This window comes from Micromonospora sp. M61 (assembly GCF_018070245.1).
Taxonomy (GTDB): Bacteria; Actinomycetota; Actinomycetes; order Mycobacteriales; family Micromonosporaceae; genus Micromonospora; species Micromonospora zamorensis.
Map to the genome: position 1 here is coordinate 1 of NZ_JAGPYA010000046.1, position 25,983 is coordinate 25,983.

Consider the following 25,983-nt stretch of genomic DNA (forward strand, 5'->3'; position numbering starts at 1 on the left):
ACCACCTCAACGCCATCGCCGACCGACTCAACAACCGACCCCGCCGTATCCTCGGCTACAAGAAACCCAAAGAAGTCTTCGCCGAGCTGCTGACCAGCCAGATTGCTTCCACCGGCTGAGCACGGGGGGCCATCCCGGGCCAGTGGACACCCCGGCTTCCGGAAATCCGAGTGGATCAAGGTGCGGGCCGAGCCTCCTGACCGGCAGCCGACCGGGTCATCGCGAGTGTCACAGCACCCGGCCTGGGCCGTTCGGCACCCCGTGCGGGAGACTGGCGACATGGCGGCTCGTGGCTTCCCGTACACCGATCTCAAGGACTTCCTCGCGGCGCTGGAGCGCGCGGGGGAGCTGCGCCGGGTCGACGTCCCGGTCGACCCCACCCTGGAGATCAGCGAGGTGGTCACCCGCACGGTGCGGGCCGGCGGCCCCGCGCTGCTCTTCGAGCGCCCGACCCGTGGCGACATGCCGGTGGCGATCAACCTGTTCGGCACCGAGAAGCGCATGGCGATGGCCCTTGGGGTGGAGAACCTCGACGAGATCGGCGCGCGCATCGGCGAGCTGCTCAAGCCGGAGCTGCCGCAGGGCTTCTCGGGCATGATGGGCGGGCTCGGCAAGGTCATGCAGCTCAAGTCGATGCCGCCGAAGAAGGTCAAGACGGCCCCCTGCCAGCAGGTGGTCTACCGCGGCGACGACGTCGACCTCAACCGGTTGCCGGGGCTGCAGATCTGGCCGGGTGACGGCGGGATCTTCCACAACTTCGGGCTGACCCACACCAAGCACCCGGAGACCGGTAAGCGCAACCTCGGGCTCTACCGGCTCCAGCAGCACTCGCGCAACACCATCGGCATGCACTGGCAGATCCACAAGAACTCCACTGCACACCACGCGGTCGCTGAGCGGCTCGGGCAGCGCCTGCCGGTGGCGATCGCCATCGGCGCCGACCCCGCCGTCGCATACTCGGCCAGCGCGCCACTGCCGGCCGACATCGACGAATATCTGTTCGCCGGGTTCCTGAGCGGCGAGCGCGTCGAGATGGTCGACTGCCTGACCGTGCCGCTGCAGGTGCCGGCGCACGCACAGATCGTCCTCGAGGGCTACATCGAGCCGGGCGAGCGGCTGCCCGAGGGCCCGTTCGGCGACCACACCGGCTTCTACACCCCGGTGGAGCCGTTCCCGGTGATGCACATCGAGTGCATGACAATGCAGCGCGACCCGGTCTACCACTCGATCGTCACGTCGCAGCCGCCCCAGGAGGACCACGGTCTCGGCAAGGCCACCGAGCGGATCTTCGCGCCGCTGCTGCGCTTCCTGATCCCGGACATCGTCGACTACGACCTGCCCGCCGCCGGGGTGTTCCACAACTGCGCGATCGTGTCGATCCGCAAGCGGTACCCGAAGCACGCCCAGAAGGTGATGAACGCGATCTGGGGCGCGCACATGATGTCGCTGACCAAGCTCATCGTGATCGTCGACGAGGACTGCGACGTGCACGACTACAACGAGGTCGCCTTCCGGGCCTTCGGCAACGTCGACTACGGCCGCGACCTGCTGCTCACCGAAGGGCCCGTCGACCACCTCGACCACGCTTCGTACCAGCAGTTCTGGGGTGGCAAGGCCGGCGTCGACGCCACCCGCAAGCTGCCCACCGAGGGCTACACCCGCGGTTGGCCGGAGGAGATGCGCATGAGCCCGGAGGTCACCGCCCTGGTCGACAAGCGCTGGAAGGAGTACGGGCTCTGATGGCCGTCCTCGACGCACCGGCCGAGAAGCCGGGCCGGGTCAAGTCCTTCCTCAAGCTCGTCGCGATCGAGCACTCGGTGTTCGCGCTGCCCTTCGCGTACCTGTCGGCGCTGAGCGCCATGCAGGTCAACGGCGGACGGGTGCGCTGGTGGGACCTGCTGCTGATCACCGTGGCGATGGTCGGGGCGCGGACGTTCGCCATGGCCGCCAACCGGATCCTCGACCGGCGGATCGACGCGCGGAACCCGCGTACCGCCGGCCGGGAACTGGTCACCGGGGCCGTGAGCGTGCGGACGGCCTGGACCGGCGCGGCCGTCGCGCTGGTGGTCTTCCTCGCCGCCGCAGCCCTGCTCAACCCGCTCTGCCTGGTGCTCGCGCCGCTGGCCGTGGTGCCGCTGGTCGTCTATCCCTACGCCAAGCGGTTCACCAACTGGCCGCACGCCATCCTCGGGATCGCCCAGGCGGTCGGCCCGGTCGGCGCCTGGCTGGCCGTCACCGGCACCCTGGACGGCTCCTGGCCGGCCTGGCTGCTCGGCGTGGGGGTCGGGCTGTGGATCGGCGGCTTCGACCTGATCTACGCCTGCCAGGACTCCGAGATCGACCAGGAGATCGGCGTGCACAGCGTGCCGGCCCGTTACGGTCGGCGCTTCGCCCTGCACGCCTCCACTGTCGCGCACGTGGTGACCTTCGGGCTGTTCGTCTGGTTCGGCGCGCTGATCGGCTTCGGCTGGCTCTGGTGGATCGGGCTGGTGCTGACCGCTGTGGCGTTCGGCTACCAGCACCTGGTGGTCACGCCGACAGACCTGAGCAAGGTCAATCGGGCGTTCTTCACCGCCAACGGGTTCGTCGGCATCGCGCTGTTCGTGTTCGCCCTGCTCGATCTTGTAGTGCGGCTCGGCCTGCGCGGCTAGGGCCGCTGTGGCGGCGGCAGACGGCGGCGGTGCGCTCGGCACCGCCGCCGTCGGCGTTCCGTCCAGGAACTTGTTCTATGAACACTAGAACAAGTAGCCTTTAAGCATGCTCTTCCGCATCGACCCGTCGTTGGATGAGACGCTCTTTGCCCAGCTCGTCACGCAGGTCCGCCTCGCAGTGGCTCAGGGTGCGCTCCAGCCCGGCGAACGGCTGCCCGCCGCCCGCGAGCTCGCCGCTTCGCTCGACCTCAATGTGCATACCGTGCTCCGGGCCTACCAGATGCTCCGAGACGACGGGCTGATCGAGCTACGACGAGGTCGCGGTGCCATCGTCACCGCCCGACCCGCAGCCGACCACGCAAAGCTGCTGGCCGCCATCGACGAGGTGGTGCGCGAGGCGCGTGCCCTGCGTTTCTCCCCGGAAGCCACCGCCACACTCCTCAAGGAGGCGTTCTCATGACGACCGGCACCGAGCCTGCCCGTGCCCAGCGTCGACGCATGCGCCGCGTCGGCCTGACGGTCACCATCTGCGGGCTCGTGATCCTGGCCGTGGCCACCGCCGTCGCCCTCGCCTGGCGTGGCGACCTGCCCGATCCGGTTGCGACGCACTGGGGAGCCCGGGGCACGCCTGACGGCTTCATGTCCCTCGGTGCGTTCCTCTGGGTCGGCTTCGGCCTGGGCGCCCTCCTGGTGCTCGCCTTCGGCGCGGTCACGACGCTGTGGGGGCAGTCGGCGGCGAGCCGCCGCATCGGCGCGGGGACCACCATCTGGCTGGCGCTCTTCCTGGCCCTCCTCCAGATCGGCACACTGCACGTCCAGCTTGGGCTGGCTGACGCGCGCGGCGCCGACGACATCGGCGCTGCGCTCATCCTGGCGACCGTTGGCTCGCTCCTGCCGGCCGTGCTCGTCGGCGTGCTCCTGCCTGGTGACCCGCCCCAGCCGGCCGACGCCCCCGTTCCGCCCGAGGCGTCCCGCGTCCCTTTGGCGGCGAGCGAACGGGCGGTCTGGATCGGGCACACCGGTGCCGGGCCGGGGATCGCCCTGGGCGCCGCGGCGATTGTCGTCCTGGTCACGCTCGCCGTCATCAGCGGCGTGTGGGGCCTGCTGATCGTCGCGGCCCTGCTGGTCGGGGTGTTCGTGGCGATGTTCGCCTTCACCGTCCGGATCGACGAGACCGGCCTGCTGGTCCGGTCGTCGGCCGGCTGGCCGCGCACCCACGTCCCCCTCGACGAGGTGCTTCGCGCCAGCGTTGTCCAGGTCAACCCGCTGCGCGAGTTTGGTGGCTGGGGCTGGCGGGTGGGCCGTGGCGGCCGGGTCGGCATCGTTCTGCGTGCGGGTGAGGGCCTGCTGGTCGAGCGGACCGGCGGGCGCTGGACCGTCGTCACGGTTGCCGGCGCTGGCACTGCCGCCGGGCTGCTCAACACGCTCGCCGACCGTCATCGGCCGACCCTCTGACCCGGTAGCCCCGGGGTCAGCTCCGGGATGCCGAATACCGCGCGCTCTCCATCGACCAGTCGATCGTCCCCCGCACCGAGCGGGCGACTCCCTCGACGTGCGCGGCCACCGCCCGGTCCAGCTCCGGGCCGAAGGACGGGATAGTGGCCCGCAGCTCCATGAATCGGCCCATCGTCGTGCGCCAGCGGGCCACCGCCGCCTCCACGGCCCGCTCGTCCGGCAGGCGCTGCTCCCGTGCGATGGCCAGCACCAGGTTGTGCCCGCCCGAGGTGACCCTGTCCTTCTCCAACGACACCAGGTCGTTGAACCAGGAGAGCAGGTCGTTGCCGGTTGCCGCGAGCGCCAGTAGCGCCGGGTGGTGGTAGACGGAGTCTGGCAGCGCGTGACCGGTGACGAACTCGATCATGGTGTACGACACGTACGCCGCCGAGGTCGCCCGGCGCAGCGCAACGTATTCGGAGACGGCGGGGACGTGGCCCCTGGTCTTGTTCTCCGCCTCCGTCCGGTCGCCTGCCAGGTGGTGGGCGACCGCGTCAGCGAAGCGCTGCTGCCAGGGCGGGGGCATCCGGGCACGCGGCGCTTGCCACGCGTCCGCGAGCATCCGGCGCAGCGGTCCCCGGAACCCTGCCGTGCGGGCGCCGGGGCCGTGGCGCAGCACGTGGAGCACGCCGTCCCGCAAGGCAGCGACGTCCGCGCCGCTCGCACCGTGCGGTCCGTCGCAGGCGTCGTCGAGCAGGAAGAACCAGGTCCAGAGGGCGGCGACCGTACGCAGGTCGGCGGCGCTGGCGTCAGGGTAGAGCCGACCCGCGTACCAGGCGATGCGACCGGCATCCAGCCGGCGCAGCTCGTCGTCGTCCAGCGGCAGGTCGAAGCGGCGCACCCAGCCCGCCAGCCACTCCTGGGTCGCCTCGGCATGCGGCGAGCACCGCGAGGGAAGGGGACACTCGGCACGTAGTGCGCGGGCTGCCGCCACCGTCATCGGTCGTACCGTCCCTCCGGTTGCCGCACAGAGGTTTCCCCCCATCCGAGCATGTCAGAAATCGGCTGTCGATGATGTCCGTCGCGCTCCGGGAGGACGGCGGACGGGCGAGGGCGGGGGGCCACGGCGCGGCGCCCGGCCGGACCAGGCAGGCTGGGGGCATGCGCGAACCATGGGTGGTCGGAGTCTCCGGCGCTTCCGGTACGCCGTACGCGGCGGCCGTCATCGGCGGACTGCTCGACGCGGGCGAGCCCGTGGACCTGATCGTGTCCCGCGCGGCACGACTCACCGTGCTCGACGAGACCGGCCGATCATTCCGCGACGTGCACTGGGCCGAGGACCTCTCCGCCTGGCTCGACCGGGACCTGACCGGGGCGGATGTGCGGCACTGGCCGGCCGGCGACCTGGCCGCCGGGCCGAGCAGCGGCTCATACCGGGTACGCGGGATGGCCGTGGTCCCGGCCAGCACGGCAGCCTGCGCCGGGATCGCGATCGGGCTCTCCAAGGACCTGTTGCAGCGTGCCGCCGAGGTCAACCTCAAGGAACGCCGCCCGGTGGTGGTGGTCCCCCGGGAGACACCGGTGACCCGCAGCCATCTGGAGCACCTGATCGCGCTGCACGATGCGGGCGCGGTGGTGCTGCCGGCCAGCCCTGGCTTCTACGGGGCTGGCGCGGCCGCCACCGCCCAGCAGTTGGTCGACTTCGTGGCCGGCAAGGTGCTCGACGCGCTCGGCGTCCCACACACCCTGTTCCGTCGGTGGTCCGGGCAGCTCGGCGCGACCCGGACCTGAGCCGGCCTGATCCTCAGTCCGCCCCGCCGTGCCGCCCGGCGGTCGTCGGTCGTAGCGGGACGCGGACCGGACTGGTGTCCGGTCCGCGTAGCGTTGTCCGCACCAGTTCAGTACATGCCAGCGTTGGCCGGACCCGGCCCCGTGGATGCGGCCGGCCCCACATTGCGTGGCTTTCCGACCTCATCCACCTCGTCCAGCATGCCCTCCCCCTCAAGCAGGGCTCGCACCTCGGATTCCCGAAACCGGCGATGCCCGCCTGGAGTCCGGATGCTTCCTATCCGGCCGGCCGCCGCCCATCTAGTCACAGTTTTCGGGTCTACCCGAAACAGCGCGGCGACCTCACCCGGTGTCAGCAGGCGATCTCCAGTGTCCACAGCCCCCTCCTCGCGTCGACGAAGCCCCCGGCTGAACACACTGCCCCCGGCTGGTGCGTAGCCCAGAGCCGTCATGAGGGACGTATGGCAATTACAGCACCAGGGACATGGCCTGTCCGCCCAAACGCGAAAAATGCACTGAGTGGGGAGTTAGTAATGGTACTGGTGCTACCTCTGCCTTGACCGGCGGTTTGCGAACAGTGACTCACCGCTCAGTCCAACGGATGCCGAACGCCTCGCGTTATGCCTCAGCGGTTAGGGTCACTCTCTGTGGACGCCATCGACCTGAACCTCGTCGACCTGCTGCGCGGCAACGCTCGCCTCTCGTACGCCGAGTTGGCCCGACAGGTGGGCCTCTCGGCCCCGGCCGTGCACGAACGGGTCGGCAAGCTGGAGAGCAGCGGCGTGGTCCGGGGCTACCGGGCGGACGTGGCCCCGGAGTCGATCGGGCTGGGCGTCACCGCGCTGATCGGCATCGTCGAGGACTCCGGCGCCGACAGCGACGACATGCTCGAGTCGCTGCGGGTGCTGCCCGAGATCGAGTCCTGCTACTTCATGGCCGGCGTGGAGTCCTTCCTGCTCAAGGCGCGGGTCGGCACGATCGCCGAGTTGGAGCAGTTGATCGTGCGGCTGAACCGCACCCCCGGGGTCGCCTCCACCCGCACCGCCATCGCCCTCTCCACGAAGTGGGAGAACCGCCCGCAGCCGGTCGGCCCGCCCACGGCCTGACCGCCGCGTACCCCTGGTGTCGCCCGGCCTGCCGGCGGTAGCGTGCGCCGATGACCCCGCCGGTACGTCCTGTGGCCGTGGTGACCGGTGCTGCCGGGGGCCTCGGCCGGGCCATCGCCACCGCGCTGCACGCCGACGGCTGGTCGGTGCTGCTCACCGACCTCGACCCGGCGGCGGTCGCCGCCGCCGCGGCACCCCTCGGCGGCTGGTCGGCGGCCCTGGACGTCCGGGACGAGGCCGCCTGCGCCGCTGTCGCCGCGACCGCGGCGGGCCGGGGCGAGCTCGCCCTCTGGGTCAACAACGCCGGAATCCTGGTCACCGGGCCGTCGTGGGAGCATGACGGCCCGACCCGTCAGCGGGTGTTCGACGTCAACGCCCTCGGCGCCATGAACGGCACCCTCGCCGCGCTGGCCGTGATGCGCGAGCAAGGTCACGGCCACGTGCTCAACGTCGTCTCGCTGGCCGGGCTGATCGCCGCGCCCGGCGAGACGGTGTACGCGGCCAGCAAGCACGCCCTGCTGGCGTTCAGCCTCGGCACCCTGTCCGACCTGCGAATGGCCGGATACCGGCGGGTGCACGTCTCCTGCCTCTGCCCGGACGGCATCTGGACCCCGATGCTGCACGACCGGCTGGACGACCCGGGGGCGGTGGCCTCGTTCACCGGGTCGATGCTGACCGCGCAACAGGTGGCCGCCCGGGCGGTCCGGTTGGCCCGCCGACCCCGCCCGGTGGTCAGCCTGCCCCGCTGGCGGGGAGCGCAGGTGCGCCTGCTGGACGTCCTGCCAGGGCTGGCCGTCGCACTGACCCCGATCGTCCAGGCGGCCGGCCGCGCAGGTCAGCGCCGCCAACACCGTCGGAGCACGCCGCCGGACCGGCGCTGACCACCGCTGGCCTGCTTGCTACGTTTCCGAGCGTGACTCATCTCGACCGCTGCGACGATGCCAGCCGGACCTGGGTGACGGAGGCGATCGCCGCCGTCGAGGCGGACGCGAACCGCTCGGCCGACACCCACCTGTTGCCGTTCCCGCTGCCCCGCGCCTGGGGGGTCGATCTCTACCTCAAGGACGAGTCGTCCCACCCCACCGGCTCGCTGAAGCACCGGTTGGCCCGCTCACTGTTCCTCTACGGCCTCTGCAACGGCTGGATCGGGCCGCAGACCACGATCGTTGAAGCGTCCTCGGGCTCCACGGCGGTCTCCGAGGCGTACTTCGCCCGGATGCTCGGGCTGCCGTTCATCGCGGTGATGCCGGCCTCCACCTCGCCCGAGAAGATCGCGCAGATCGAGTTCCAGGGCGGCCGGTGCCATCTGGTGGACGACCCCGCGAGCGTGGTGGTCGAGGCTCGGTGGCTGGCCGAGGACTCCGGCGGGCACTTCATGGACCAGTTCACCTACGCCGAGCGGGCGACCGACTGGCGGGGAAACAACAACATCGCCGAGTCGATCTACGCCCAGTTGGAGCTGGAGCGGCACCCGATCCCCACCTGGGTCGTGGTGGGCGCCGGCACCGGGGGCACCAGCGCGACCATCGGCCGGTACGCCCGGTACCGCCGGCTCGCCACCAAGCTCTGCGTGGTCGACCCGGAGAACTCTGCGTTCTACCCGGCCTGGCTGGCCGCCGACTGGTCGGTGCGCACCGGGAAGGGCTCCCGGATCGAGGGGATCGGCCGTCCCGCCGTGGAGGCGTCGTTCCTGCCCTCGGTGGTGGACCGGATGGTCCAGGTGCCGGACGCGGCGTCACTGGCAGCCATGCGTGCCGGCTCGGCGGTGCTCGGCCGCCGGGTGGGCGGCTCCACCGGCACCAACCTGTGGGGTGCCTTCGGCCTGATCGCCGCGATGCTCGCCGAGGGCCGGACCGGCTCGGTGGTCACCCTGATCTGCGACCCGGGCGACCGCTACGCCGACACGTACTACGCCGACGACTGGGTGGCCGCCCAGGGCCTCGACCTGACGCCGTACCTGGCCACGATCGAACGCTTCCTGACCAGCGGCACCTGGCCCGCCTGAGTCACGCGGGCGCGGTCAGCGCGGGTCGATCCGCTCGGCAAGCCCGGGGTAGCGCACCACGAAGCCGCTGTCGTCCAGATCGATGTCGGCGGTGAAGGTGCCGCTGGCGAAGCGCACCCGGCCCGGCCCGAGCCCGCTGTAGATCTGCTCCGCCGCCACCACCTCCAGACCGGGCAGCAGCACCCAGGCGACGGTGATCCGGTGGGCCACGTCGGCCGGCTCGGCGGCCAACCCCAGCCGGTGGACCGGCAGGGAGTTGAACAGCGGTGAGCCGCTCAGGTCGACGTCGAGCGCGTCGGCCAGCCGGTCCGGGTCGTCGGTGCCCGGCAGGCCGGCCCGCCGATGTCCGGCCGCGACCAGTGCCGCGTCCAGGTCGCCCTGCTCGGCGGTCGTCACCCGCCACCGGTCCGCGGCTCGCTCCAGCTTCACCCTGCGCAGCCAGCCCAGTCCTTCGGCCTCGACCTCGACCCGGGTGGTGGTCCAGTCCGGCGCGGTCGTCAGCTGGTAACGGGCGGTCCAGGGGATCGGGTCCACGGCGAGCAGGGTGCCCCGAGCCGTCAACCCGCGACCGTCGTCGAGCAGCACCTGCTCGCTGCCGGCGGTGTCCGTCCGGGACCAGAAGATCGTCTTCGGCATGGTCGGCATGAGCCGGACGTTACGCGACCAGGAGGACATCGGCAGGGCATGCGCGAACGCCGCCGCGAAGCCTGGGCTCCGCGGCGGCGTTCGGTGGATCGGTGGATCAGTGGATCAGTGGATCAGTGGGTACGCGCTGGCGGTCGCCCGCCGAACCCGCGCCGGTCGTCACGCGGACGGTCCTCACGGGGCCGGTCGTCGCGGGGGCGGTCGTCCCGAACACGGCTCTCCGGGCGGAAACCACCCCGAGTGTCGCGGTCGCCGAAGCGCCGGTCACCGGTCGGCCGGTCGCCCCGGCCGTCCCGGTCGCCGAACTGCGGGCGGTCACCGAACCGGCGCTCGCCCTGCGGCCGGTCGCCGTAACCCCGGGTGTCCCGGTCGGCGTAACGCCGCTCGCCGGTCGGCCGGTCGCCGAAGCCCCGATCGCCGGTGGGCCGGTCGCCGTAACGTCGCTCGCCCTGGGGGCGGTCGCTGTGCTGCCGGTCGCTGTGCTGGCGGTCACCCTGCGGCCGGTCGCCGAAGCGCCGCTCGCCCTGGGGCCGGTCGCCGTACTGGCGGTCGCCCTGCGGCCGGTCGCTGTAGCGACGCTCACCGGTCGGGCGGTCGCCCTGGGGCCGGTCGCCGTAGCGACGCTCGCCGGTGGGCCGATCGCCGTAGCGGCGCTCGCCGCCCGTGCGGTCACCGAACCGACGCGGACCGCCGGAACGGTCGTCGAACCGACGCGAGCCGCCGGAGCGATCGCCATAGCCCCGGGGCTCCGCCTCGAGGCGAACCGGGACGCCGCTGGGCTCCCGGGCGCCGACCAGCTCGGCCAACGCCTGGTCGCCGACCCGGACCCGGGTCTCGGCCGGCGCGACGCCGGCCTTCTCCATCATCGCCAGGGTGGTGCGGCGCTGCTTGGGCAGCACCAACGTGGCGACCGCGCCGGACTCGCCGGCCCGCGCGGTGCGCCCTGCGCGGTGCAGGTAGTCCTTGGGGTCCTTCGGCGGGTCGACGTGCAGCACCAGGGTGACACCGTCGACGTGGATGCCCCGAGCCGCCACGTCCGTGGCGACCAGCACGTTCATCCGGCCCTCACGGAACTCGGCCAGCGTCTTGGTGCGCATCCGCTGGGTCTTGCCGCCGTGCAGCCCACCGGCGCGTACGCCGACCGCCGCGAGCTGCTCGACCAGCCGGTCCACGCCGAGCTGGGTGCGGGCGAAGACCATGGTCCGACCGTCCCGAGCGGCGATCGAGGCCGCCACCGGGAACTTCTCGTGCGGCGGGATCAACAGCATGTGGTGGTCCATGGTGGACACCGAGGCGGTCGACGGCGCGGTGGAGTGGGTCACCGGGTCGGTCATGAACCGCCGGACCAACGCGTCGACGTCGCCGTCCAGGGTCGCCGAGAAGAGTAGCCGCTGACCGTTCGCGGGCGTCTTCGCCAGCAGTTGGGTCACCTCGGGGAGGAAGCCCATGTCGGCCATCTGGTCGGCCTCGTCGAGCACCGTGACCTCGACGTCGTCGAGCTGGCAGATGCCCCGCTCGATCAGGTCGCCGAGCCGGCCGGGGGTGGCCACGATGATCTCCACGCCGCGCCGCAGCGCGTCGATCTGACGGTCGTACGGAACGCCGCCGACAGCGGTCTTGAGGAAGATGCCGACGGCCTTGCCCAGCGGCAACAGGGCGTCGTTGACCTGCATGGCCAACTCCCGGGTCGGAACCAGGATGAGCGCGCGGGGGCGCATCGGACGGGCCCGGTTGCGGGTGGCCAGCCGGGCGATCAGCGGCAGACCGAAGGCGAGCGTCTTGCCCGAACCGGTCTGCCCACGGCCCAGCACGTCACGGCCGGCGAGCGCGTCCGGCACGGTGGCCCGCTGGATCTCGAACGGGCTGGTGATGCCCTGCTGTGCCAGCGCGCGGACCAGCGGCTCGGGCAGGCCGAGGGAGGCGAAGTCGACCGGTGCGGCGGACTCGGCCGGCGCGGACTCGGCCGGCTGTGCGGCGGTCGCCGCCGCGGTGCCGGCCTCGCTCAGAGCGGCGTCGAGCGGCTCCGAGGCGGTGTCGGTCGCCGGGGTTGAGTGGAAAACGGACGTAACGGTGCTGGGGTCAGCAGAGGTGGTCAACAAATGCCTTTCGAGCGGGGCGCATCTTCGCGATGGCCTGCCGCGGCTGTGCCGCCGGATCGCCCGCAAGACCGCCCATGGGCGCACACCACGCGCGCCGGGTCAGTGATCTATGCCAGTGTACGGCGGTCCGGCGAACCCGCCAGTCGGTTGTCCGGCGGTAGTGGGCGGACTCACCATCACGCCCGCCCGATGACTCACCCGTTGAGCGCGCCGCCGACCAGACCGTCCAGGGCGTCGCCGGCAAGCAGAACGATCATGACACTGATCGCGACCAACAGCCCCAGAGCGGCGGCCAGGACGATCATGACCTTGGCGTTGCTGCGCCGCTCGGACGGCGTGTCGGCCCAGCCCTGGGCCAGGATGTGCCCGGTCAGCGAGCCGGAATTCTCCACCGCGTTGGCGGGCATCGCGATCGTGGCGAAACCCGGCCCGTCGCCGCTGCCGTAGACGGTTCCGGCCAGGTCGGTGTCGCCGCTGTGTCGCCCACCACGAGCACCGGTCGTGCCCTGGCTGGAGCTGAACGAAGGGCCTGCGGTCCCTCCGGTGAACCGGGAGTTTCCGCCGGCGCTGCCCGTCGACGGGGGAGTGCCGACGCTGGACGGCGGCCAGCTCGGCAGCGCTGGCGCGGGCACCACCGGCGGTGCGGAGACGGGTGCCTCGGCCCAGCCGCCGCCCGCTGCGGGGCGGGCCGCCTGGGCGGTGGACTGCCATCCGGCCGGCGGTGCGGAAACCGATGCGCTCGCTCGTACGCCGGGCGTGTCGGTCATCGCCGGCGGAGGCGGAAACGGCGGCGCCGGCATCGGGCCCGGCGGACCCGGCGGCGCGGGCACCGGCGGACCGGGCGGCGGCACGGGCGGGCCCGGGATGGGCGGCGAGGGCGGGCCCGGCATGGGCGGCACCGGCGAGGGCGGCGGTACGGGTGGACCCGGGACGGGCGGAACCGGACCGGGCGGCGGCGTGGGTCGGGGCCCTGGCGTCGGCATCGGGCCGGGCGGGTACGGCCCCGGATCCGGCGCGGGCTCCGGCTCGGGTGGTGACGGCTGGGTCGGCCCGGGGCCGGGTGGGGTGGGTGACGGCTCCGGTTCCGGAGTCGACGGCTCCGGTGGCTGGGCCGGCTCCGGTGGCTGCGCCGGCTCGGGCGGCTCGGGGTTCACCGGCCCGGCTCCGTAGACGGTGGGCGTGCTCCCCCGGGAGGCCAGGGTGCCGATGGCACCGGCCGTGGCCCGGCTGCTGCCGGGAACCGTGGCGCTGGCCCGGGCCGGCGCGGTCGAGTCGTTCCGCTGCCCGGGCAACGACACGTCAGCCGGACTGGCCGAGCCGGTCGCACGGTAGGTGGTGGCGGTGACCGGGGCGCTGACCGGCAGGTCACTGCGGAGAGCCCCGGCGGTGGCGACGCTGGCTCTGGCCCGTACCGGCGCGGCGGGTTGGTCCGGGCGGGCGTCGGCGGGCGCCGCCTGCCCGGGGCCGACGGCGGGACCGTCCGTGTCGACGCCGCTGCCGACGGAAGCGGCGTCGGCCCCGTCGGCGTCGGCGGGCGTGGTGTCGGCCGCGTCGGCGTCGGCGGGCGCGGTATCGGCGTCGGCTGAGTCGTCACGGGGGGACGGGGTGTCGTCAGTGGCGGCCGAGGCGGTGCCGGTGTCGGCCGGGGCGGTGCCGGTGTCGGCCGGGGCGGTGCCGGTGTCGGCCGGGGCGGTGCCGGTGTCGGCCGGGGCCGTGTCGCTGGCAGCCGGGTCAGCGGGAGGGCCGACCGGGGCGGCCTCGGTGGGAGACACCGGGTCGCCGGTGCCGAGCCCTGGCGGGTCGGCTTGGTCGACCACAGGGTCGACAGTCTCCGCCGGATCTTTCTGCTCGGCCATCTACGCCCTCCGCGCCATGCTCGCACCCGGACTCGTGACGTCGAGTCGGATGTGCCTGGTTGTCACGGTGCCACAGATCGCCCCGACCGGACAGCCGGAGCCGGTCGTGGCGGATCAACCAGCGGTGCTGGGGCTGCCCGACGGGCTGTCGCCGCCCGACGCGCTCGTGGTGGCCTTCGGGGTGGTCGCCGGTGGCGAGCTGCTCGGGGCGTTGGTCGGTGGCGGGGGCAGGGTCGACGGCGTGTTGCTCGGGGTGGCTGGCGAGCTCGGCGAGGTGGTCTTGGTCGGCGTGGGCGTCGGCGTCGCGCTGCCGGTCGGCTTCGGCGTGGCCGAACCCGTCGGCGTCGGGGTGGCCGACTTCGTCGGGGTGGGCGTCGGCTTCACGGTGGGCGTCGGCTTCACGGGCGGCTTGCTGGGCGTTGTGACCGGCGGGGTCGGGATCGACACGATCGGTCCCGGCACCGCGCCGATGACCCGGGTCGCCGCGTACAGGCGGGACCAGCTGACGACCGAGATCTTGACGACGTCGCCGGTGGTGGGCGCCTGCACCATCTTGCCGTTGCCGATGTACATGCCGACGTGGTGGATCGTCGTCCAACTGCTGCCGGAGGCGAAGAAGAGCAGGTCGCCGGGGAGCAGCGCGCTCTGCGGCACCGTCCGGGCGCGGGTGGCGGCGTACTGGTCGCGGGAGACCCGGGGCAGGTCGAAGTAGTCGGCGCCGGGAGACCGGTACGCCGCCCACATCAGACCCGAGCAGTCGAACTGGTTCGGCCCCTCCTCGGACCACTTGTACGGGTCGCCGAGCTGGGCGAGCGCGTACCGGACCGCGGCAAGTGCCCGCGGATGGGCGGCCATGCCGCTGATGTTCTGGTTGGAGACGTAGCCGGCGCCGATCTGCTGCTCGGCGGCCTCCTGCTGGCGCTCGATCTCGATCAGCTGTGTGGCGTTGTCGCGGCGCAACTTGAGCAGGCTCGCCTCGGCCGTGCGGAGCGACGCCTCGCCGGCGGTGAACTCCGCCTCGACGGAGTCGACGCGGATCTTGGCGGCGGCGTGCGCCTGGTAGGCGAGCTGCTCGTTGCTGCGGGCCCGGGACAGCTCCCCGGCCACGCCGGTGGTGCCGCCGTCGACCTTCTGGCCCCGGGTGATCTGCTGGAGGCGGTTCAGCTCGCGGATGTCCTGGGCGAGGTCGCTGTCCGGCAGCGCGGCAGCTGCCTTTACGGCGTCGGCGGCGGCCGCGTCGGCCGCCTGCTGGGCCCGGAGCAGGGCGTCCTGCGCGGTTGCCAGTGTCTTGCCGGCCGCGTCGAGCTGCGCCTTGGCGTCGACGCGTTTCTGCTTGGTCAGCAACAGCGTCTCGCCGAGCGCGCCGACCTGGGCCTCGCCGGCGGAGATGGCGGCGGCCAGCGGACCCGTGCCCACGTTGACCACCGGCGGGACCGGGACACCGGCGACGGGAGCGCCACCGGGCAGTTGAAGCGCACCGGTCACCGCGGGGCGGGAACCGCTGTCCGGCACGGTGGTCGGCAATCCGGGCTCGGCGTACGCGGGGGTGGACAGCACGGCTGCGGCGATCGCGCCGAGCAGGGCGGCCCAGAGCTTCGGACGCAGCACCGGCGAGATCACCGGGTTCCGTCGTCGCTGCCGTCGCCCGCGCCCGCTGTCGACCATTCCGCTCCCCGTCCCGCAGTCCGTCACCGCGCTTGGTGGGCGCGGCGGTCGGGACGGTACCAGTGTGTGGTTCCGCCCCGTTCTGTCTTACCGCACGACGGCAGTGATGTCGATGCATCTCCGGGTTACAGGAGGCTGAGAGTCTGGTGAAGTGGATCGCTGCCGGCGACCGTGCCGCCGTGGCTGTCGGCGTCCCGACGTACGCTCGACGAGGACCGCAGGTGGAAGGGACGTGCCATGGACGCCGGACTCAAGCGTGAGCTCGAAGCGAAGGTGTACGCCGGTGAGCGGCTGACCCGGGAGGACGGGGTCGCCCTCTACGACAGCGACGACCTGACGTGGCTGGGCCGGTTGGCGCACCACAAGCGCACCGAGCTCAACGGTGACCGGGTGATGTTCAACGTCAACCGGCACCTCAACCTGACCAACGTCTGCTCGGCGTCCTGTGCGTACTGCTCGTTCCAGCGCAAGCCGGGCGAGAAGGACGCATACACGATGCGCATCGACGAGGCGGTCCGCAAGGCCAAGGAGATGGAGGATGAGCAGCTCACCGAGCTGCACATCGTCAACGGCCTGCACCCGACCCTGCCCTGGCGCTACTACCCCAAGGTGTTGCGCGAGCTGAAGGCGGCGCTGCCGAACGTCAAGCTCAAGTGCTTCACGGCGACCGAGGTGCAGTGGTTCGAGAAGATCAGCGGTCTGAGCGCCGACGAGATCCTCGACGAGCTGATGGACGCCGGCCTGGAGTCGCTGACCGGCGGTGGCGCGGAGATCTTCGACTGGGAGGTCCGGCAGCACATCGTCGACCACGCCTGCCACTGGGAAGACTGGTCGCGCATCCACGCCCTGGCGCACCGCAAGGGCATGAAGACCCCGGCGACGATGTTGTACGGCCACATCGAGGAGCCCCGGCACCGGGTCGACCACGTGCTGCGGCTGCGTGAGCTTCAGGACGAGACCGGGGGCTTCGCGGTCTTCATTCCGCTGCGCTACCAGCACGACTTCGTGGACTCGGCGGACGGCAAGATCCGTAACCGGATCCAGGCGCGCACCACGATGGCCTCGCCGGCCGAGTCGCTGAAGACGTTCGCCGTCTCCCGGCTGCTCTTCGACAACGTGCCGCACGTCAAGAACTTCTGGGTGATGCACGGGCTGTCGGTGGCCCAGCTCTCGCTGAACTTCGGCGTGGACGACCTGGACGGCTCCGTCGTCGAATACAAGATCACGCACGATGCCGACTCGTACGGCACCCCGAACACGATGCACCGCGAGGACCTGCTGCACCTGATCTGGGACGCCGGGTTCCAGCCGGTCGAGCGGGACACCCGATACAACGTGGTCCGGGAGTACGACAAGGCCCCGTCGCTGGCCGAGCGGCGCGCCGAGCCGCAGCAGGTCTGGGCCTGAGCCACCACGTACCCTCGCAGTCGATGACCGAGCAACGCGAACCTGAGCAGCAGAGTGGGTTTCCCCGCCGGGACGCCGAGGGGCGCATCCGTACCCTCGGCGATCTGCTCGGGGTGTGCCTCGCCGGCTTGGTCATCGGCGTGCTGGCGTTGGTGTTGTTCGACTGGGCGTTCGCGTCAATCGGCGCCGGTGATTTCGGGCACACCAACGGCTGGTTGGCGGTGATCCTGCCGGCGTGGCTGTTCTGGGACGACTTCCGGGCCTGGGAGTTCGGCGCGGCCCGGGTGGTGGCGGCGCTGGTCGCCGCCGCCGTCGGGGTGTTCGTCGGGCTGCTGATCGCCGGTCTGGGCTCCGGGTTGCCACCGTTGCTCTCCGGCGCGTTGGCGGCGGCGGCGTTCACCGTGGCGTACGCGGCCCTCTGGTTCCCGGGCGTCCGCTGGCTGGCCCGCCGAACCGGCTGACCGCGACCGCCCGCCGGGCGGATCGACCCTCCCGCCGACATCGGCGGGCGACGGAGAGAACGGAGTGGTACGGGTGAGCGCCGCGCTCAAGTACACGCTGGGCCGGATCGGGCTGTTCGTCGCCGTGCTGGCGGGCCTCTGGCTGATCGACATGAACGTGTTCCTGAAGCTGATGTTGGCGCTGGCCTTCTCCGCCGCGCTCTCCTTCTTCCTGCTGCGCGGTTGGCGGGACGAGATGGCCGAGGAGATGGGCACCGCCGCCGAGCGCAGGCGCACCGAGAAGGAGCGCCTCCGCAGCGCCCTGGCCGGCGAAGACAACCCCGACCCGAACCCCAACCCCACCCGCCCGGCCGAAGGCCCAGACACTTCGCGTTGATCAAGAGGTTTGCGTCACGGAACTGGGCTCCGGTGACGCAAACCTCTTGATCACCCGCGATCGGCGGGGCGGCGCGGGGCCGGGTGGCAGGGGTGGTGGGTTACCAGTTGGTGGAGCCGGGGACCTTGGGCCAGGGCTTCGAGGTGGGCTTGATCAGGTACGCGATGCCGCCGGAGCCGCCGGAGACGCCGCCGCTGGCGTTGGTGCGCTTGGTCCGCAGCCAGATCTGCTCGAACTGCGCGCGCTTGTAGACGTTGCGCACCACGTCGTTGCTGGACGAGGCGGGGTCGTTGACGATCACGTCGCCGTCGGCGGTGAAGCCGACCACCACGAACAGGTGCCCGGAGGTGCCGTAGTTCGCCCCGTCCAGCTCACTGGCGAGGAAGGACTGGCTGGTCACGACGGGGATGCCGGCGGCGATGAAACGCTCCAGCTCGTCCAGCGAGTGCAGTCGGGTCACCCGACCCTCCAGCCCCGGGAAGCTGGCCGCGTACGCGGTGTTGAACGGCCAGTTGCCGGCGCCGTCGTACGCGTAGTCGTAGGTCATCCGGGCCGCGTGGTTGACCGTCGGGTCGGGGTAGGTCGGGTCCACCCAGGAGGTGTCGGCCTCCGAGGGCTTGCGACCCCAGTACTCGACCACCATCTCGGTGGAGGTGGGTGAGCACCAGGCCTCGCCGCCGCCGTCGTACTCGGGGTAGTGCCCGGAGTGCACGTTCTGCGAGTAGCGCGGCACCGGCAGCTCGACGCCCCAGGCGATGTGCCCGGCGCTCGGGGTCACGGTGAACCGGTCCGGCACTGTGGAACTCATCGCGCCGAGCATCCGCACCACCGGTGCGGCGGTCTGCCCGGGTGCCCGGTAGAGGGTCAGCCGCAGCTGGTACGACCGCAGCAGCACCCCGGCGGTGGCGTCGTCGATGCTGAAGGTGTCGGTCCAGATCGTCGACCAGGGGTCACCCTGCCGGTTGACGCTGGTCCGCTTGATGTCGGTGTCGCCGGACGCCCAGCGACCCATGACGTACCACGGGGTCTGGTCGCCGCTGGTGTAGCTGCCCTGCATCTCCACCTGGATCCAGGTGCCGGCAGGGGTTTCCGCGTTCCAGGAGGCGATCAGCTCGCTGGCGTCGAACCCGACCCGGGTCACCGGTGAGGTCCAGGTGCCGTACTCCCAGGTGCGGGTGGTGCCGGTGTGCGGGTCGGCGTACTCGGTGGTGCCGGCCGGACGGGCCAGCGTGAGGCCCGCTCGGGCGCCGGGCACCACGCGGGTGCCGGCCCGGCTGCCCCGGTGCCAGTCGGCGGGCCCGGACCAGTCCTGGAAGGTGATCTGCTCGTCGTGGGTGACGGCGGGCGGGCGGGCCGCCGTCGCTGGCGCGCTGGTGGCGAGCAGGGTGAGCGCGGTGACGCCGGCGAGGGCGGCCGCGTGCAGGCGGGATCTGGCCATGGGTGCTCCGCGGTGTCGAGAGGGGCATCGTCGCTGGTCAGTTTCCCGCTTGGAGGGAAGTTTCGCCAGATGTTCCTGAGTGGAAAATCATTGCCGCCGGGATGATCGGCTCGGGATGGACAAGGCAGCGAAGGATATTGATATGACCATGTGACAGGTGGTGAAGTGTGCTTCACCGAGCGGGATCTCCCGCCGATCAAGGAGGTAGTTGATGGCCCTCCGCACGCCCATCCCTCTCCGCCGCGTCCTGGTGCTCGCCGTCGTCACCGGGCTGGGCATCGTCACCGTCGCCGCCGGTCCGGTCGCCGCCCGACCCGCACCGGACCGGTCCACCGAGCCGGCCGCCGCCAGCTACCGGGTGCTCGGCCCCCGGACCCTCGCCGACCGCAACGCGGTGGCCCGCACCGGAGCCGCCATCGACTACTCCGAACACGGAGTCCTGCACATCTCGGCGACCGCGGGTGAGGCCGCCGAGATCGGCAAGCTCGGCTTCCGGCTGGAACCGCTGGCCCCGCCGCCCAACGCCGAGCGCGGCGCCGGCGAGATCGGCACGATGGCCTTCCCGCCCGCCGACTCCAACTACCACGACTACGCGGAACTGACCGCCGTCGTGAACCAGGTCGTCGCCGACCATCCGGCGATCGCCCGCAAGATCAGCATCGGTTCGTCGTACGAGGGCCGCGACCTGATGGCGGTGAAGATCTCCGACAACGTCGGCACCGACGAGAACGAGCCCGAGATCCTGTTCAACTCCCAACAGCACGCCCGTGAGCACCTGACCGTCGAGATGGCGATCTACCTGCTCAACCTGTTCACCGACAGCTACGGCTCCGACTCCCGGATCACCAACATCGTCAACGGCCGGGAGATCTGGATCGTGCCGACGGTCAACCCGGACGGCAGCGAGTACGACATCGCCACCGGGTCGTACCGGTCCTGGCGCAAGAACCGGCAGCCCAACAGTGGTTCGTCCAACGTCGGCACCGACCTGAACCGCAACTGGTCCTACAACTGGGGTTGCTGCGGCGGCTCGTCCGGCACCACCTCGTCGGAGACCTACCGGGGGCCGTCGGCGTTCTCCGCACCCGAGACGCAGGCGCTGCGCAACTTCGTCAACGGTCGGGTGGTCGGTGGCGTCCAGCAGATCAAGGCCAACATCGACTTCCACACGTACTCGCAGCTGGTGCTCTGGCCCTACGGCTACACGACGGCGAACACCGCGACGGGCATGAACGCGGACCAGTACAACACCTTCGCCACCATCGGCCAGCAGATGGCGGCCACCAACAACTACACCCCGGAACAGTCCAGCGACCTCTACATCACCGACGGGGACAGCCTCGACTGGATGTGGGCCACCCACAACATCTGGGCGTACACCTTCGAGATGTACCCGGGCTCGTCCGGCGGCGGCGGCTTCTACCCGCCCGATGAGGTCATTCCGGCGCAGACCTCGCGCAACCGGGAGGCGGTGCTGCTGCTCAGCGAGTACGCCGACTGCCCGTACCGGGCCATCGGCAAGCAGGCGCAGTACTGCGGCAGCGGTGGTGGCGGCACCACGGTCTGGTCGGACACCTTCGAGACCGCCACCGGCTGGACCATCAACCCGTCCGGCACCGACACCGCCACCCTCGGCGCGTTCGAGCGGGGCGCCGCCCAGGCGACCACGTCCTCCGGCGCCAAGCAGCTCACCCCGTACGCCGGATCCAACGACCTGGTCACCGGCCGGCTCGCCGGCTCGGCGGCCGGTGACTACGACGTCGACGGCGGTGTGACCAGTGCCAGGTCCCCGGCGGTCACCCTGCCGTCGTCCGGGACTCTGAGCCTCTCGCTGGCCTGGTATCTGGCGCACGGCTCGAACGCCTCGTCGGCGGACTACCTGCGGGTGAGCGTGGTGCACAACGGCGGCACCACCGCGCTGCTCACCCAGGCCGGCGCGGCGACCAACCGCAACGGGAGCTGGGCGGTGGCCAACCTCAACCTCACCCCGTACGCCGGGCAGTCGGTCCGCATCCTCGTTGAGGCGGCGGACGCCTCCGGCGCCAGCCTGGTAGAGGCGGCTGTGGACAACGTCACCATCACGTCCTCCTGATCAGGTGGGGCCCCGCTCCGCCCCGCGGGGCCCCACCACCCGTTTCCGAACACCACCAACTCGGACATACGCCCTCCGACGGTCACCGTGTGACGGTTCCGGGGGATCGACTCGCGGCGATCGGCGCGTGATCGATCCGGCACGTCCCGGCGGTGCGCTACCGTCTTACCGACCAGTCCGCAGCGAAGCCGGTGCGAAACCCGGCGCTGTCCCGCAACTGTGATGCCCCACCCGACGGTGGGGACGAGCCAGGTCGCCTGCGGATCGGTCGCGAAACGCGCTCTCGAGGAAGGGCGCCTCGTGGGCGGGCGTACGAAAGTCCTGTCGGCGAAGCACCACACTCCTCGACCGACAGGAGGCCCCATGTTCAGACGTACCCCTCGGCTCTTCGCCGCGACCCTCGCGGTCGCCGCGCTGGCCCTCGGCGCCTGCGCCGAGAAGGCCGACGACAAGCCGACCACCGGCACCGCGGCCGCCGCGTACCCGGTCACGGTCGGCACGCTCACCCTCGACAAGCGCCCCGAGAAGATCGTCGCGCTGTCGCCGACCGCCACCGAGATGCTCTTCGCGATCGGTGCCGGCCCGCAGGTGACCGCCGTCGACGACCAGTCCAACTATCCGGCCGACGTGCCCAAGAGCGACATCTCCGCCTTCCAGCCGAACGCCGAGGCGATCGCCGGTAAGAACCCCGACCTGGTGGTGCTCTCCGACGACCGCAACAAGATCGTCGAGCAGCTCGGCAAGCTGAAGATCCCGGTGTACCAGACCCCGGCGGCCACCACCCTCGACGACACGTACCGGCAGATCACCGAGCTGGGCACGCTGACCGGGCACGCCGACCAGGCCACCGACGTCGCCAGCCGGATGAAGGACGACATCGCCAAGCTGGTCAAGGACGTGCCGCAGCGCGCAGAGAAGCTCACCTACTACCACGAGCTGGGCCCCGAGCTGTACAGCGCGACCAGCAAGACCTTCATCGGCACGCTCTACAGCCAGATCGGTCTGACCAACATCGCCGACCCCGCCGACGCGGACGGTAAGAACGCCGGCTACCCGCAGCTGTCCCAGGAGTTCATCGTCAAGGCCAACCCGGACTTCGTCTTCCTGGCCGACTCCAAGTGCTGCCAGCAGAACGCCGACTCGGTCAAGGCGCGCAGCGGCTGGTCCGGGCTCACCGCGGTGAAGAACAGCCAGGTGATCGCACTGGACGACGACGTCGCCTCCCGCTGGGGGCCGCGGGTCGTGGACCTGCTCCGGGTCATCATCGACGCGGTCGCCAAGGTGCCCGCGTGACCGTCGTCCGTCGGTGACCACAACTCCGCCTCCGTCCCGCCGGGCCGGGCTGCGATTCGGCAGCCGGCCCGCCGGGTCGGCGTCCGGGCCGTCGTCGTCCGCGCCCTCCGCCGCCCGGCTGCCCTCAAGGGCCCGGCCCGCTGGGCTGCGCAAGCGGTGGCTGGTCGCCGGGGTGTTCGCGGTGCTCGTCGCGCTCGTCGCCGGGGTGTCGCTCGGCCCGGTCAGCCTGCCCGCGGGCAGCGTCGCGGCCGAGTTGCTCAACCTGATCCCGGGGGTGCACCTCGACAGCGGTCTCTCCGAGCGGGAGATCGCGATCGTCACCGAGCTGCGGTTGCCCCGGGTGGTGCTGGGCCTCCTGGTCGGCGGGCTGCTCGCCCTCGCCGGCGGCTGCTACCAGGGCGTCTTCCGCAACCCGCTCGCCGACCCGTACCTCCTGGGCGTGGCCGCTGGCGCCGGCCTTGCGGTCACCGCGGCGATCGCCCTGGGCGGCGCCGGCCGGCAGGGCGCGATCTCCGGGCTGCCGATGACCATCCCGTTGGCCGCCTTCGCCGGTTCACTACTCGCCGTCACGATGACCTACGTGCTCGGCGCGGCCGGCGGACGCGGCGGCTCACCGGCGATGCTGATCCTGGCCGGAGTGGCGGTCTCCGCGTTCCTCTCCGCCGGGCAGACGTACCTGCTGCAACGACACTCCGACAGCATCCAACCGGTCTACTCCTGGCTGCTCGGCCGGCTGGCCACCGCGGGCTGGCACGACGTGCTGCTGGTGCTGCCGTACGCCGCTCTGACCACTGTGGTGGTGCTGCTGCACCGCCGCGAGCTGGACGTCCTCGCGGTCGGTGACGACGAGGCGAGGAGTCTGGGCCTGCACCCGCAGCGCACCCGCTACCTGTTGATCGCCGCAGCCTCCCTGGGCACCGCTGCGGCGGTCTCCGCGACCGGCCTGATCGGCTTCGTCGGCATCATCGTGCCGCACACCGTCCGGCTGCTCGCCGGGTCGAGCTACCGGGCGATCCTGCCGCTGTCGCTGCTGTTCGGCGGTGCGTTCCTGGCACTGACCGACGTGGTGGCCCGCACCGTCGCCGCTCCATCCGAGGTGCCGATCGGGGTGGTGACCGCCCTGCTGGGCGGCCCGTTCTTCGTGATCGTGCTGCGGACCGCCCGACGGGTGCTCACGTGAGCCGCGAACCCACCGCCGGCCCGCCCGGCGGTCGCCCGCCTGGCAGCCTTCCGTCCGGGGGTCCTTCGTCCGGGGGTCTTTCGTCCGGGGGTGGCGACGGCGGTGTGCCGGCCGTCGAGGTGCGTGGGCTGCACGTCGACCTCGGCGGCACACCGATCCTGACCGGCGTCGACCTCACCGTCGCCGTCGGCGAGTGGGTCACCGTGATCGGCCCGAACGGCGCCGGCAAGTCCACCCTGTTGCGCGCCGTCGGCGGCCTGCTGTCCGCGCCGGGGGCGATCACCCTGTTCGGTACGGCGAGCACCGCGCTGCGCCGCCGGGACCGCGCCCGGGTGGTGGCCACCGTGGCACAGTCGCCGGTGGTGCCGCCCGGCATGTCGGTGCTGGACTACGTGCTGCTCGGCCGCACCCCGTACATCCCCACGCTGGGCCGGGAGTCGACCGCCGACCTCGACGCCGTGCACGAGGTGCTCGGCCGGTTGGACCTCACCGGCTTCCACCGCCGTGAGCTGGCCACCCTCTCCGGAGGCGAACGGCAGCGGGTGTTCCTCGCCCGGGCGCTCGCCCAGGGCGCGACGTTGCTGCTGCTCGACGAGCCGACCAGCGCACTCGACATCGGGCACCAGCAGGAGGTGCTGGAACTGGTCGACCAGTTGCGCCGCGAGCACGGCCTGACCGTCCTCGCCACGATGCACGACCTCTCCCTGGCCGGCGAGTACGCCGACCGGATGGTGATGCTCGCCAGCGGTCAGGTGGTGGCCGCCGGAACCCCGTCCGAGGTGCTGACCGAGCACCTGTTGGCGACCCACTACCGGGCCAGCGTCCGGGTCGTCCCCGGCACCCACGGCCCACTGGTGGTCCCGGTCCGCCCTCGCGCCAGATCGTCCGGGTCAGGGGCCCAGGTCGATGACGGAGAAGAGGGCGCCCTGGGGGTCGCGTAGGGCTGCGAACCGGCCCGCCGGGATGTCCCGGGGCGGGACCAGGATCGTTCCGCCCAGCTCGGCGGCGCGGGCCGCGGCGGCGTCCGCGTCGGTCACCGCGAAGTACACCGTCCAGTACGCGGGCAGGTCGGCCGGGAAGTCGTCGGCCAGCGGCGGCATCATCCCGGCGACGATCTGCGTCCCGAGCCGCCAGCCGGTGTACGTCATGGGGCCCACCGCCTGGTCGTCCGGCTGCCAGCCGAACACCAGCTCGTAGAAGACCTTCGCGCCCTCGGGGTCGGGGGTGACCAGTTCGTTCCAGCTCATCGCGCCCGGCACGTTGAACACTTCGGCCCCGGCCATGGCCAAGGGCTGCCAGACGCTGAACGTGGCGCCGGCCGGGTCGGCGAAGACCGCCATCCAGCCCCGGTCGAAGACCTCGAACGGCGGCACGACGACCTGCCCGCCGGCCCGCTCGACCCGGCCGGCGACCAGTTCCGCGTCGTCGGTGGCCAGGTACGTCGACCAGATCGGCACCTGGTCCGGGATCGCCGGTGGCCCGGCCCCGGCCACCGGCCTGCCGTCGAGCAGGAAGACCGTGTAGCCGCCCGCCTCGGGCTCCGCTGTCACCCGGCCGGTCCAGCCGAACAACTCCGGGTAGAAGCGTCGCGCCTCGGTCAGGTCCGGGGTGGCCAGGTCGGCCCAGCAGGGCGTACCCGGCGGGACGGTGCTCACGTCAAGACCCCTCTCGGCCCGGGCGGTCACGGCGACCCCCTGCCGGAATCCTGGCATCGTCCCGCCGCGGCCCGGGGCGGAAACGGACGAATCGTCAGCTGAACCGGCGACCCTCGTCCCGTCGGTACGCCCAACCGGCGAGCGCTGCGAGCAGCACCACCCAGACGCCGAGCATGATCATCGCCAGCGGCTCGACGCGGTATTCGCCGACCGCCGACCACATCAGCTCGGCCGCGCCCCGGGTGGGCAGGTACGGCGCGATCGTCTCGATGAACCCGGGTGCCTCACCCGGCGCGGAGAGCAGGCCGCCGCCGAACGCGAGCGGCAGGAAGACGACCTGCGCCACGACGATCGCCGCCTTGCTCGGCAGCGAGTAGCCGATCGCGAGGCCCATCAGAGTGAACGGCACCGAGATGACGGCCACGGTGCCGATGGTCAGCAGTAGGGCCGCGGGGGTGATCTGGGCCGCGGTCAGCGTCGCGCCGATCACCACGACCGGGATCAGCGAGAGGTACGTGAGCGCCAGGCCGGCCAGCACTCGGCCCGCGAACCTGGGCGCGGGCCCGGCCGGCAAGGTCCGGGTGTACGGGTTCCAGGGCTGGTCGCGGTCCTCGGCGACGCCGACGCCGTACTGGAAGATGTTGGCGCTCATCACCGAGAAGGTGACCATCGAGGCGGTGGCGAAGGTGGCACCGGCCGCGTCGTCACCAGCGAACGGCACCACGAAGAAGATCATGGCGGCGGCCGGGAAGAAGGCGCTGCCGACGACGGCCACCGGAATCCGGATGATCTCCAGGAGTTGGTAGCGGGCGTGAACCAGGGCGAGCTGCAC

General features: G+C 71.8%; 24 protein-coding genes. 15 read left to right on the top strand and 9 right to left on the bottom strand.

The annotated features are described in order from the left end of the window. Positions 1 to 279 precede the first annotated feature (279 nt). The 4 genes from KBX34_RS23580 to KBX34_RS23595 all read left to right on the top strand — a co-directional run bounded on the left by KBX34_RS23580 (position 280) and on the right by KBX34_RS23595 (position 4,106). A complete protein-coding gene (locus tag KBX34_RS23580) occupies positions 280 to 1,740 on the top strand; it encodes a menaquinone biosynthesis decarboxylase (RefSeq protein ID WP_099849851.1) in 1,461 nt (486 codons plus the stop codon). Continuing rightward, positions 1,740 to 2,651, top strand: a complete 912-nt coding sequence (gene mqnP, locus KBX34_RS23585; protein WP_141912296.1) for a menaquinone biosynthesis prenyltransferase MqnP — start codon at positions 1,740 to 1,742, stop codon at positions 2,649 to 2,651. The genes KBX34_RS23580 and mqnP overlap by 1 nt, the downstream gene beginning before the upstream one ends. Positions 2,652 to 2,757: 106 nt before the next feature. Next, positions 2,758 to 3,111, top strand: coding sequence for a GntR family transcriptional regulator (locus KBX34_RS23590; RefSeq protein ID WP_141907571.1), 354 nt, complete (start codon positions 2,758 to 2,760; stop codon positions 3,109 to 3,111). Continuing rightward, positions 3,108 to 4,106 carry a DUF1648 domain-containing protein gene (locus tag KBX34_RS23595; RefSeq protein ID WP_210926987.1) on the top strand — a complete coding sequence of 333 codons (999 nt, stop codon included), beginning with the start codon at positions 3,108 to 3,110 and terminating at the stop codon, positions 4,104 to 4,106. Before KBX34_RS23590 ends, KBX34_RS23595 begins: the two co-directional genes overlap by 4 nt. Before the next feature lie 16 nt (positions 4,107 to 4,122). On the opposite strand, the gene KBX34_RS23600 is transcribed toward KBX34_RS23595, so the two are convergent. After that, positions 4,123 to 5,085, bottom strand: coding sequence for a terpene synthase (locus tag KBX34_RS23600; protein WP_210926989.1), 963 nt, complete (start codon positions 5,083 to 5,085; stop codon positions 4,123 to 4,125). Positions 5,086 to 5,246: 161 nt separating this feature from the next. On the opposite strand from KBX34_RS23600, the gene KBX34_RS23605 reads away from it, so the two are divergent. Then, the gene (locus KBX34_RS23605) at positions 5,247 to 5,876 is read left to right on the top strand and encodes a UbiX family flavin prenyltransferase (RefSeq protein ID WP_210926991.1); all 630 of its coding nucleotides are present in this window, start codon (positions 5,247 to 5,249) and stop codon (positions 5,874 to 5,876) included. A gap of 107 nt (positions 5,877 to 5,983) precedes the next feature. Here KBX34_RS23605 and KBX34_RS23610 read toward each other — a convergent pair whose 3' ends face one another. Continuing rightward, the gene (locus KBX34_RS23610) at positions 5,984 to 6,250 is read right to left on the bottom strand and encodes a BldC family transcriptional regulator (protein WP_007454516.1); all 267 of its coding nucleotides are present in this window, start codon (positions 6,248 to 6,250) and stop codon (positions 5,984 to 5,986) included. Between the two features lie 270 nt (positions 6,251 to 6,520). Here KBX34_RS23610 and KBX34_RS23615 point away from each other — a divergent pair, with 270 nt between their 5' ends. From KBX34_RS23615 to KBX34_RS23625, 3 genes are read left to right on the top strand one after another with little or no spacing between them, the layout of a single operon-like run. Next, the gene (locus KBX34_RS23615; RefSeq protein WP_088951087.1) at positions 6,521 to 6,979 is read left to right on the top strand and encodes an Lrp/AsnC family transcriptional regulator; all 459 of its coding nucleotides are present in this window, start codon (positions 6,521 to 6,523) and stop codon (positions 6,977 to 6,979) included. Positions 6,980 to 7,029: 50 nt separating this feature from the next. Next, entirely contained in the window at positions 7,030 to 7,860 is an 831-nt protein-coding gene (locus KBX34_RS23620; RefSeq protein ID WP_210926993.1) for an SDR family oxidoreductase, read from the top strand. Between the two features lie 32 nt (positions 7,861 to 7,892). Next, positions 7,893 to 8,984 carry a PLP-dependent cysteine synthase family protein gene (locus tag KBX34_RS23625; protein ID WP_210792590.1) on the top strand — a complete coding sequence of 364 codons (1,092 nt, stop codon included), beginning with the start codon at positions 7,893 to 7,895 and terminating at the stop codon, positions 8,982 to 8,984. A gap of 15 nt (positions 8,985 to 8,999) precedes the next feature. Here the strand turns inward: KBX34_RS23625 and KBX34_RS23630 are convergent, their stop codons facing one another. The 4 genes from KBX34_RS23630 to KBX34_RS23645 form a co-directional block, all read right to left on the bottom strand. Further along, on the bottom strand, positions 9,000 to 9,620 hold the full coding sequence (locus KBX34_RS23630; RefSeq protein WP_210792627.1) for a putative glycolipid-binding domain-containing protein: 621 nt from the start codon (positions 9,618 to 9,620) through the stop codon (positions 9,000 to 9,002). A gap of 122 nt (positions 9,621 to 9,742) precedes the next feature. Next, entirely contained in the window at positions 9,743 to 11,725 is a 1,983-nt protein-coding gene (locus KBX34_RS23635) for a DEAD/DEAH box helicase (protein WP_210926995.1), read from the bottom strand. 197 nt (positions 11,726 to 11,922) lie between these two features. Next, positions 11,923 to 13,584 carry a hypothetical protein gene (locus KBX34_RS33770; RefSeq protein ID WP_247672159.1) on the bottom strand — a complete coding sequence of 554 codons (1,662 nt, stop codon included), beginning with the start codon at positions 13,582 to 13,584 and terminating at the stop codon, positions 11,923 to 11,925. Positions 13,585 to 13,698: 114 nt separating this feature from the next. Next, a complete protein-coding gene (locus tag KBX34_RS23645) occupies positions 13,699 to 15,249 on the bottom strand; it encodes a C40 family peptidase (RefSeq protein WP_210926997.1) in 1,551 nt (516 codons plus the stop codon). Between the two features lie 237 nt (positions 15,250 to 15,486). Between KBX34_RS23645 and mqnE the strand changes: the two genes are divergently transcribed. From mqnE to KBX34_RS23660, 3 genes are all read left to right on the top strand, one after another. Beyond that, complete coding sequence (mqnE, locus tag KBX34_RS23650) at positions 15,487 to 16,656, top strand: aminofutalosine synthase MqnE (RefSeq protein WP_088951092.1); 1,170 nt, start codon at positions 15,487 to 15,489, stop codon at positions 16,654 to 16,656. Positions 16,657 to 16,679: 23 nt separating this feature from the next. Further along, positions 16,680 to 17,117, top strand: a complete 438-nt coding sequence (locus KBX34_RS23655; protein WP_141907580.1) for a hypothetical protein — start codon at positions 16,680 to 16,682, stop codon at positions 17,115 to 17,117. A 73-nt stretch (positions 17,118 to 17,190) separates the two neighbouring features. After that, complete coding sequence (locus KBX34_RS23660) at positions 17,191 to 17,493, top strand: DUF4229 domain-containing protein (RefSeq protein ID WP_210926999.1); 303 nt, start codon at positions 17,191 to 17,193, stop codon at positions 17,491 to 17,493. Between the two features lie 100 nt (positions 17,494 to 17,593). On the opposite strand, the gene KBX34_RS23665 is transcribed toward KBX34_RS23660, so the two are convergent. Then, on the bottom strand, positions 17,594 to 18,931 hold the full coding sequence (locus tag KBX34_RS23665) for a C39 family peptidase (RefSeq protein WP_141907582.1): 1,338 nt from the start codon (positions 18,929 to 18,931) through the stop codon (positions 17,594 to 17,596). Between the two features lie 211 nt (positions 18,932 to 19,142). Between KBX34_RS23665 and KBX34_RS23670 the strand changes: the two genes are divergently transcribed. From KBX34_RS23670 to KBX34_RS23685, 4 genes are all read left to right on the top strand, one after another. After that, positions 19,143 to 21,023: a M14 family metallopeptidase gene (locus KBX34_RS23670; protein WP_088951095.1), complete on the top strand. Its 1,881-nt coding sequence runs from the start codon at positions 19,143 to 19,145 to the stop codon at positions 21,021 to 21,023. A 363-nt stretch (positions 21,024 to 21,386) separates the two neighbouring features. Beyond that, positions 21,387 to 22,316 carry an ABC transporter substrate-binding protein gene (locus KBX34_RS23675; RefSeq protein WP_210792583.1) on the top strand — a complete coding sequence of 310 codons (930 nt, stop codon included), beginning with the start codon at positions 21,387 to 21,389 and terminating at the stop codon, positions 22,314 to 22,316. A gap of 118 nt (positions 22,317 to 22,434) precedes the next feature. Next, positions 22,435 to 23,496 carry an iron ABC transporter permease gene (locus tag KBX34_RS23680; protein ID WP_172862255.1) on the top strand — a complete coding sequence of 354 codons (1,062 nt, stop codon included), beginning with the start codon at positions 22,435 to 22,437 and terminating at the stop codon, positions 23,494 to 23,496. Positions 23,497 to 23,600: 104 nt separating this feature from the next. Beyond that, positions 23,601 to 24,437: an ABC transporter ATP-binding protein gene (locus KBX34_RS23685; RefSeq protein ID WP_210927001.1), complete on the top strand. Its 837-nt coding sequence runs from the start codon at positions 23,601 to 23,603 to the stop codon at positions 24,435 to 24,437. On the opposite strand, the gene KBX34_RS23690 is transcribed toward KBX34_RS23685, so the two are convergent. Together KBX34_RS23690 and KBX34_RS23695 are read right to left on the bottom strand one after the other, a co-directional pair. Next, positions 24,387 to 25,151, bottom strand: coding sequence for a VOC family protein (locus KBX34_RS23690; protein ID WP_210927003.1), 765 nt, complete (start codon positions 25,149 to 25,151; stop codon positions 24,387 to 24,389). The genes KBX34_RS23685 and KBX34_RS23690 overlap by 51 nt on opposite strands. A 94-nt stretch (positions 25,152 to 25,245) precedes the next feature. After that, the gene (locus KBX34_RS23695; protein ID WP_088951100.1) at positions 25,246 to 25,983 is read right to left on the bottom strand and encodes an ABC transporter permease; all 738 of its coding nucleotides are present in this window, start codon (positions 25,981 to 25,983) and stop codon (positions 25,246 to 25,248) included.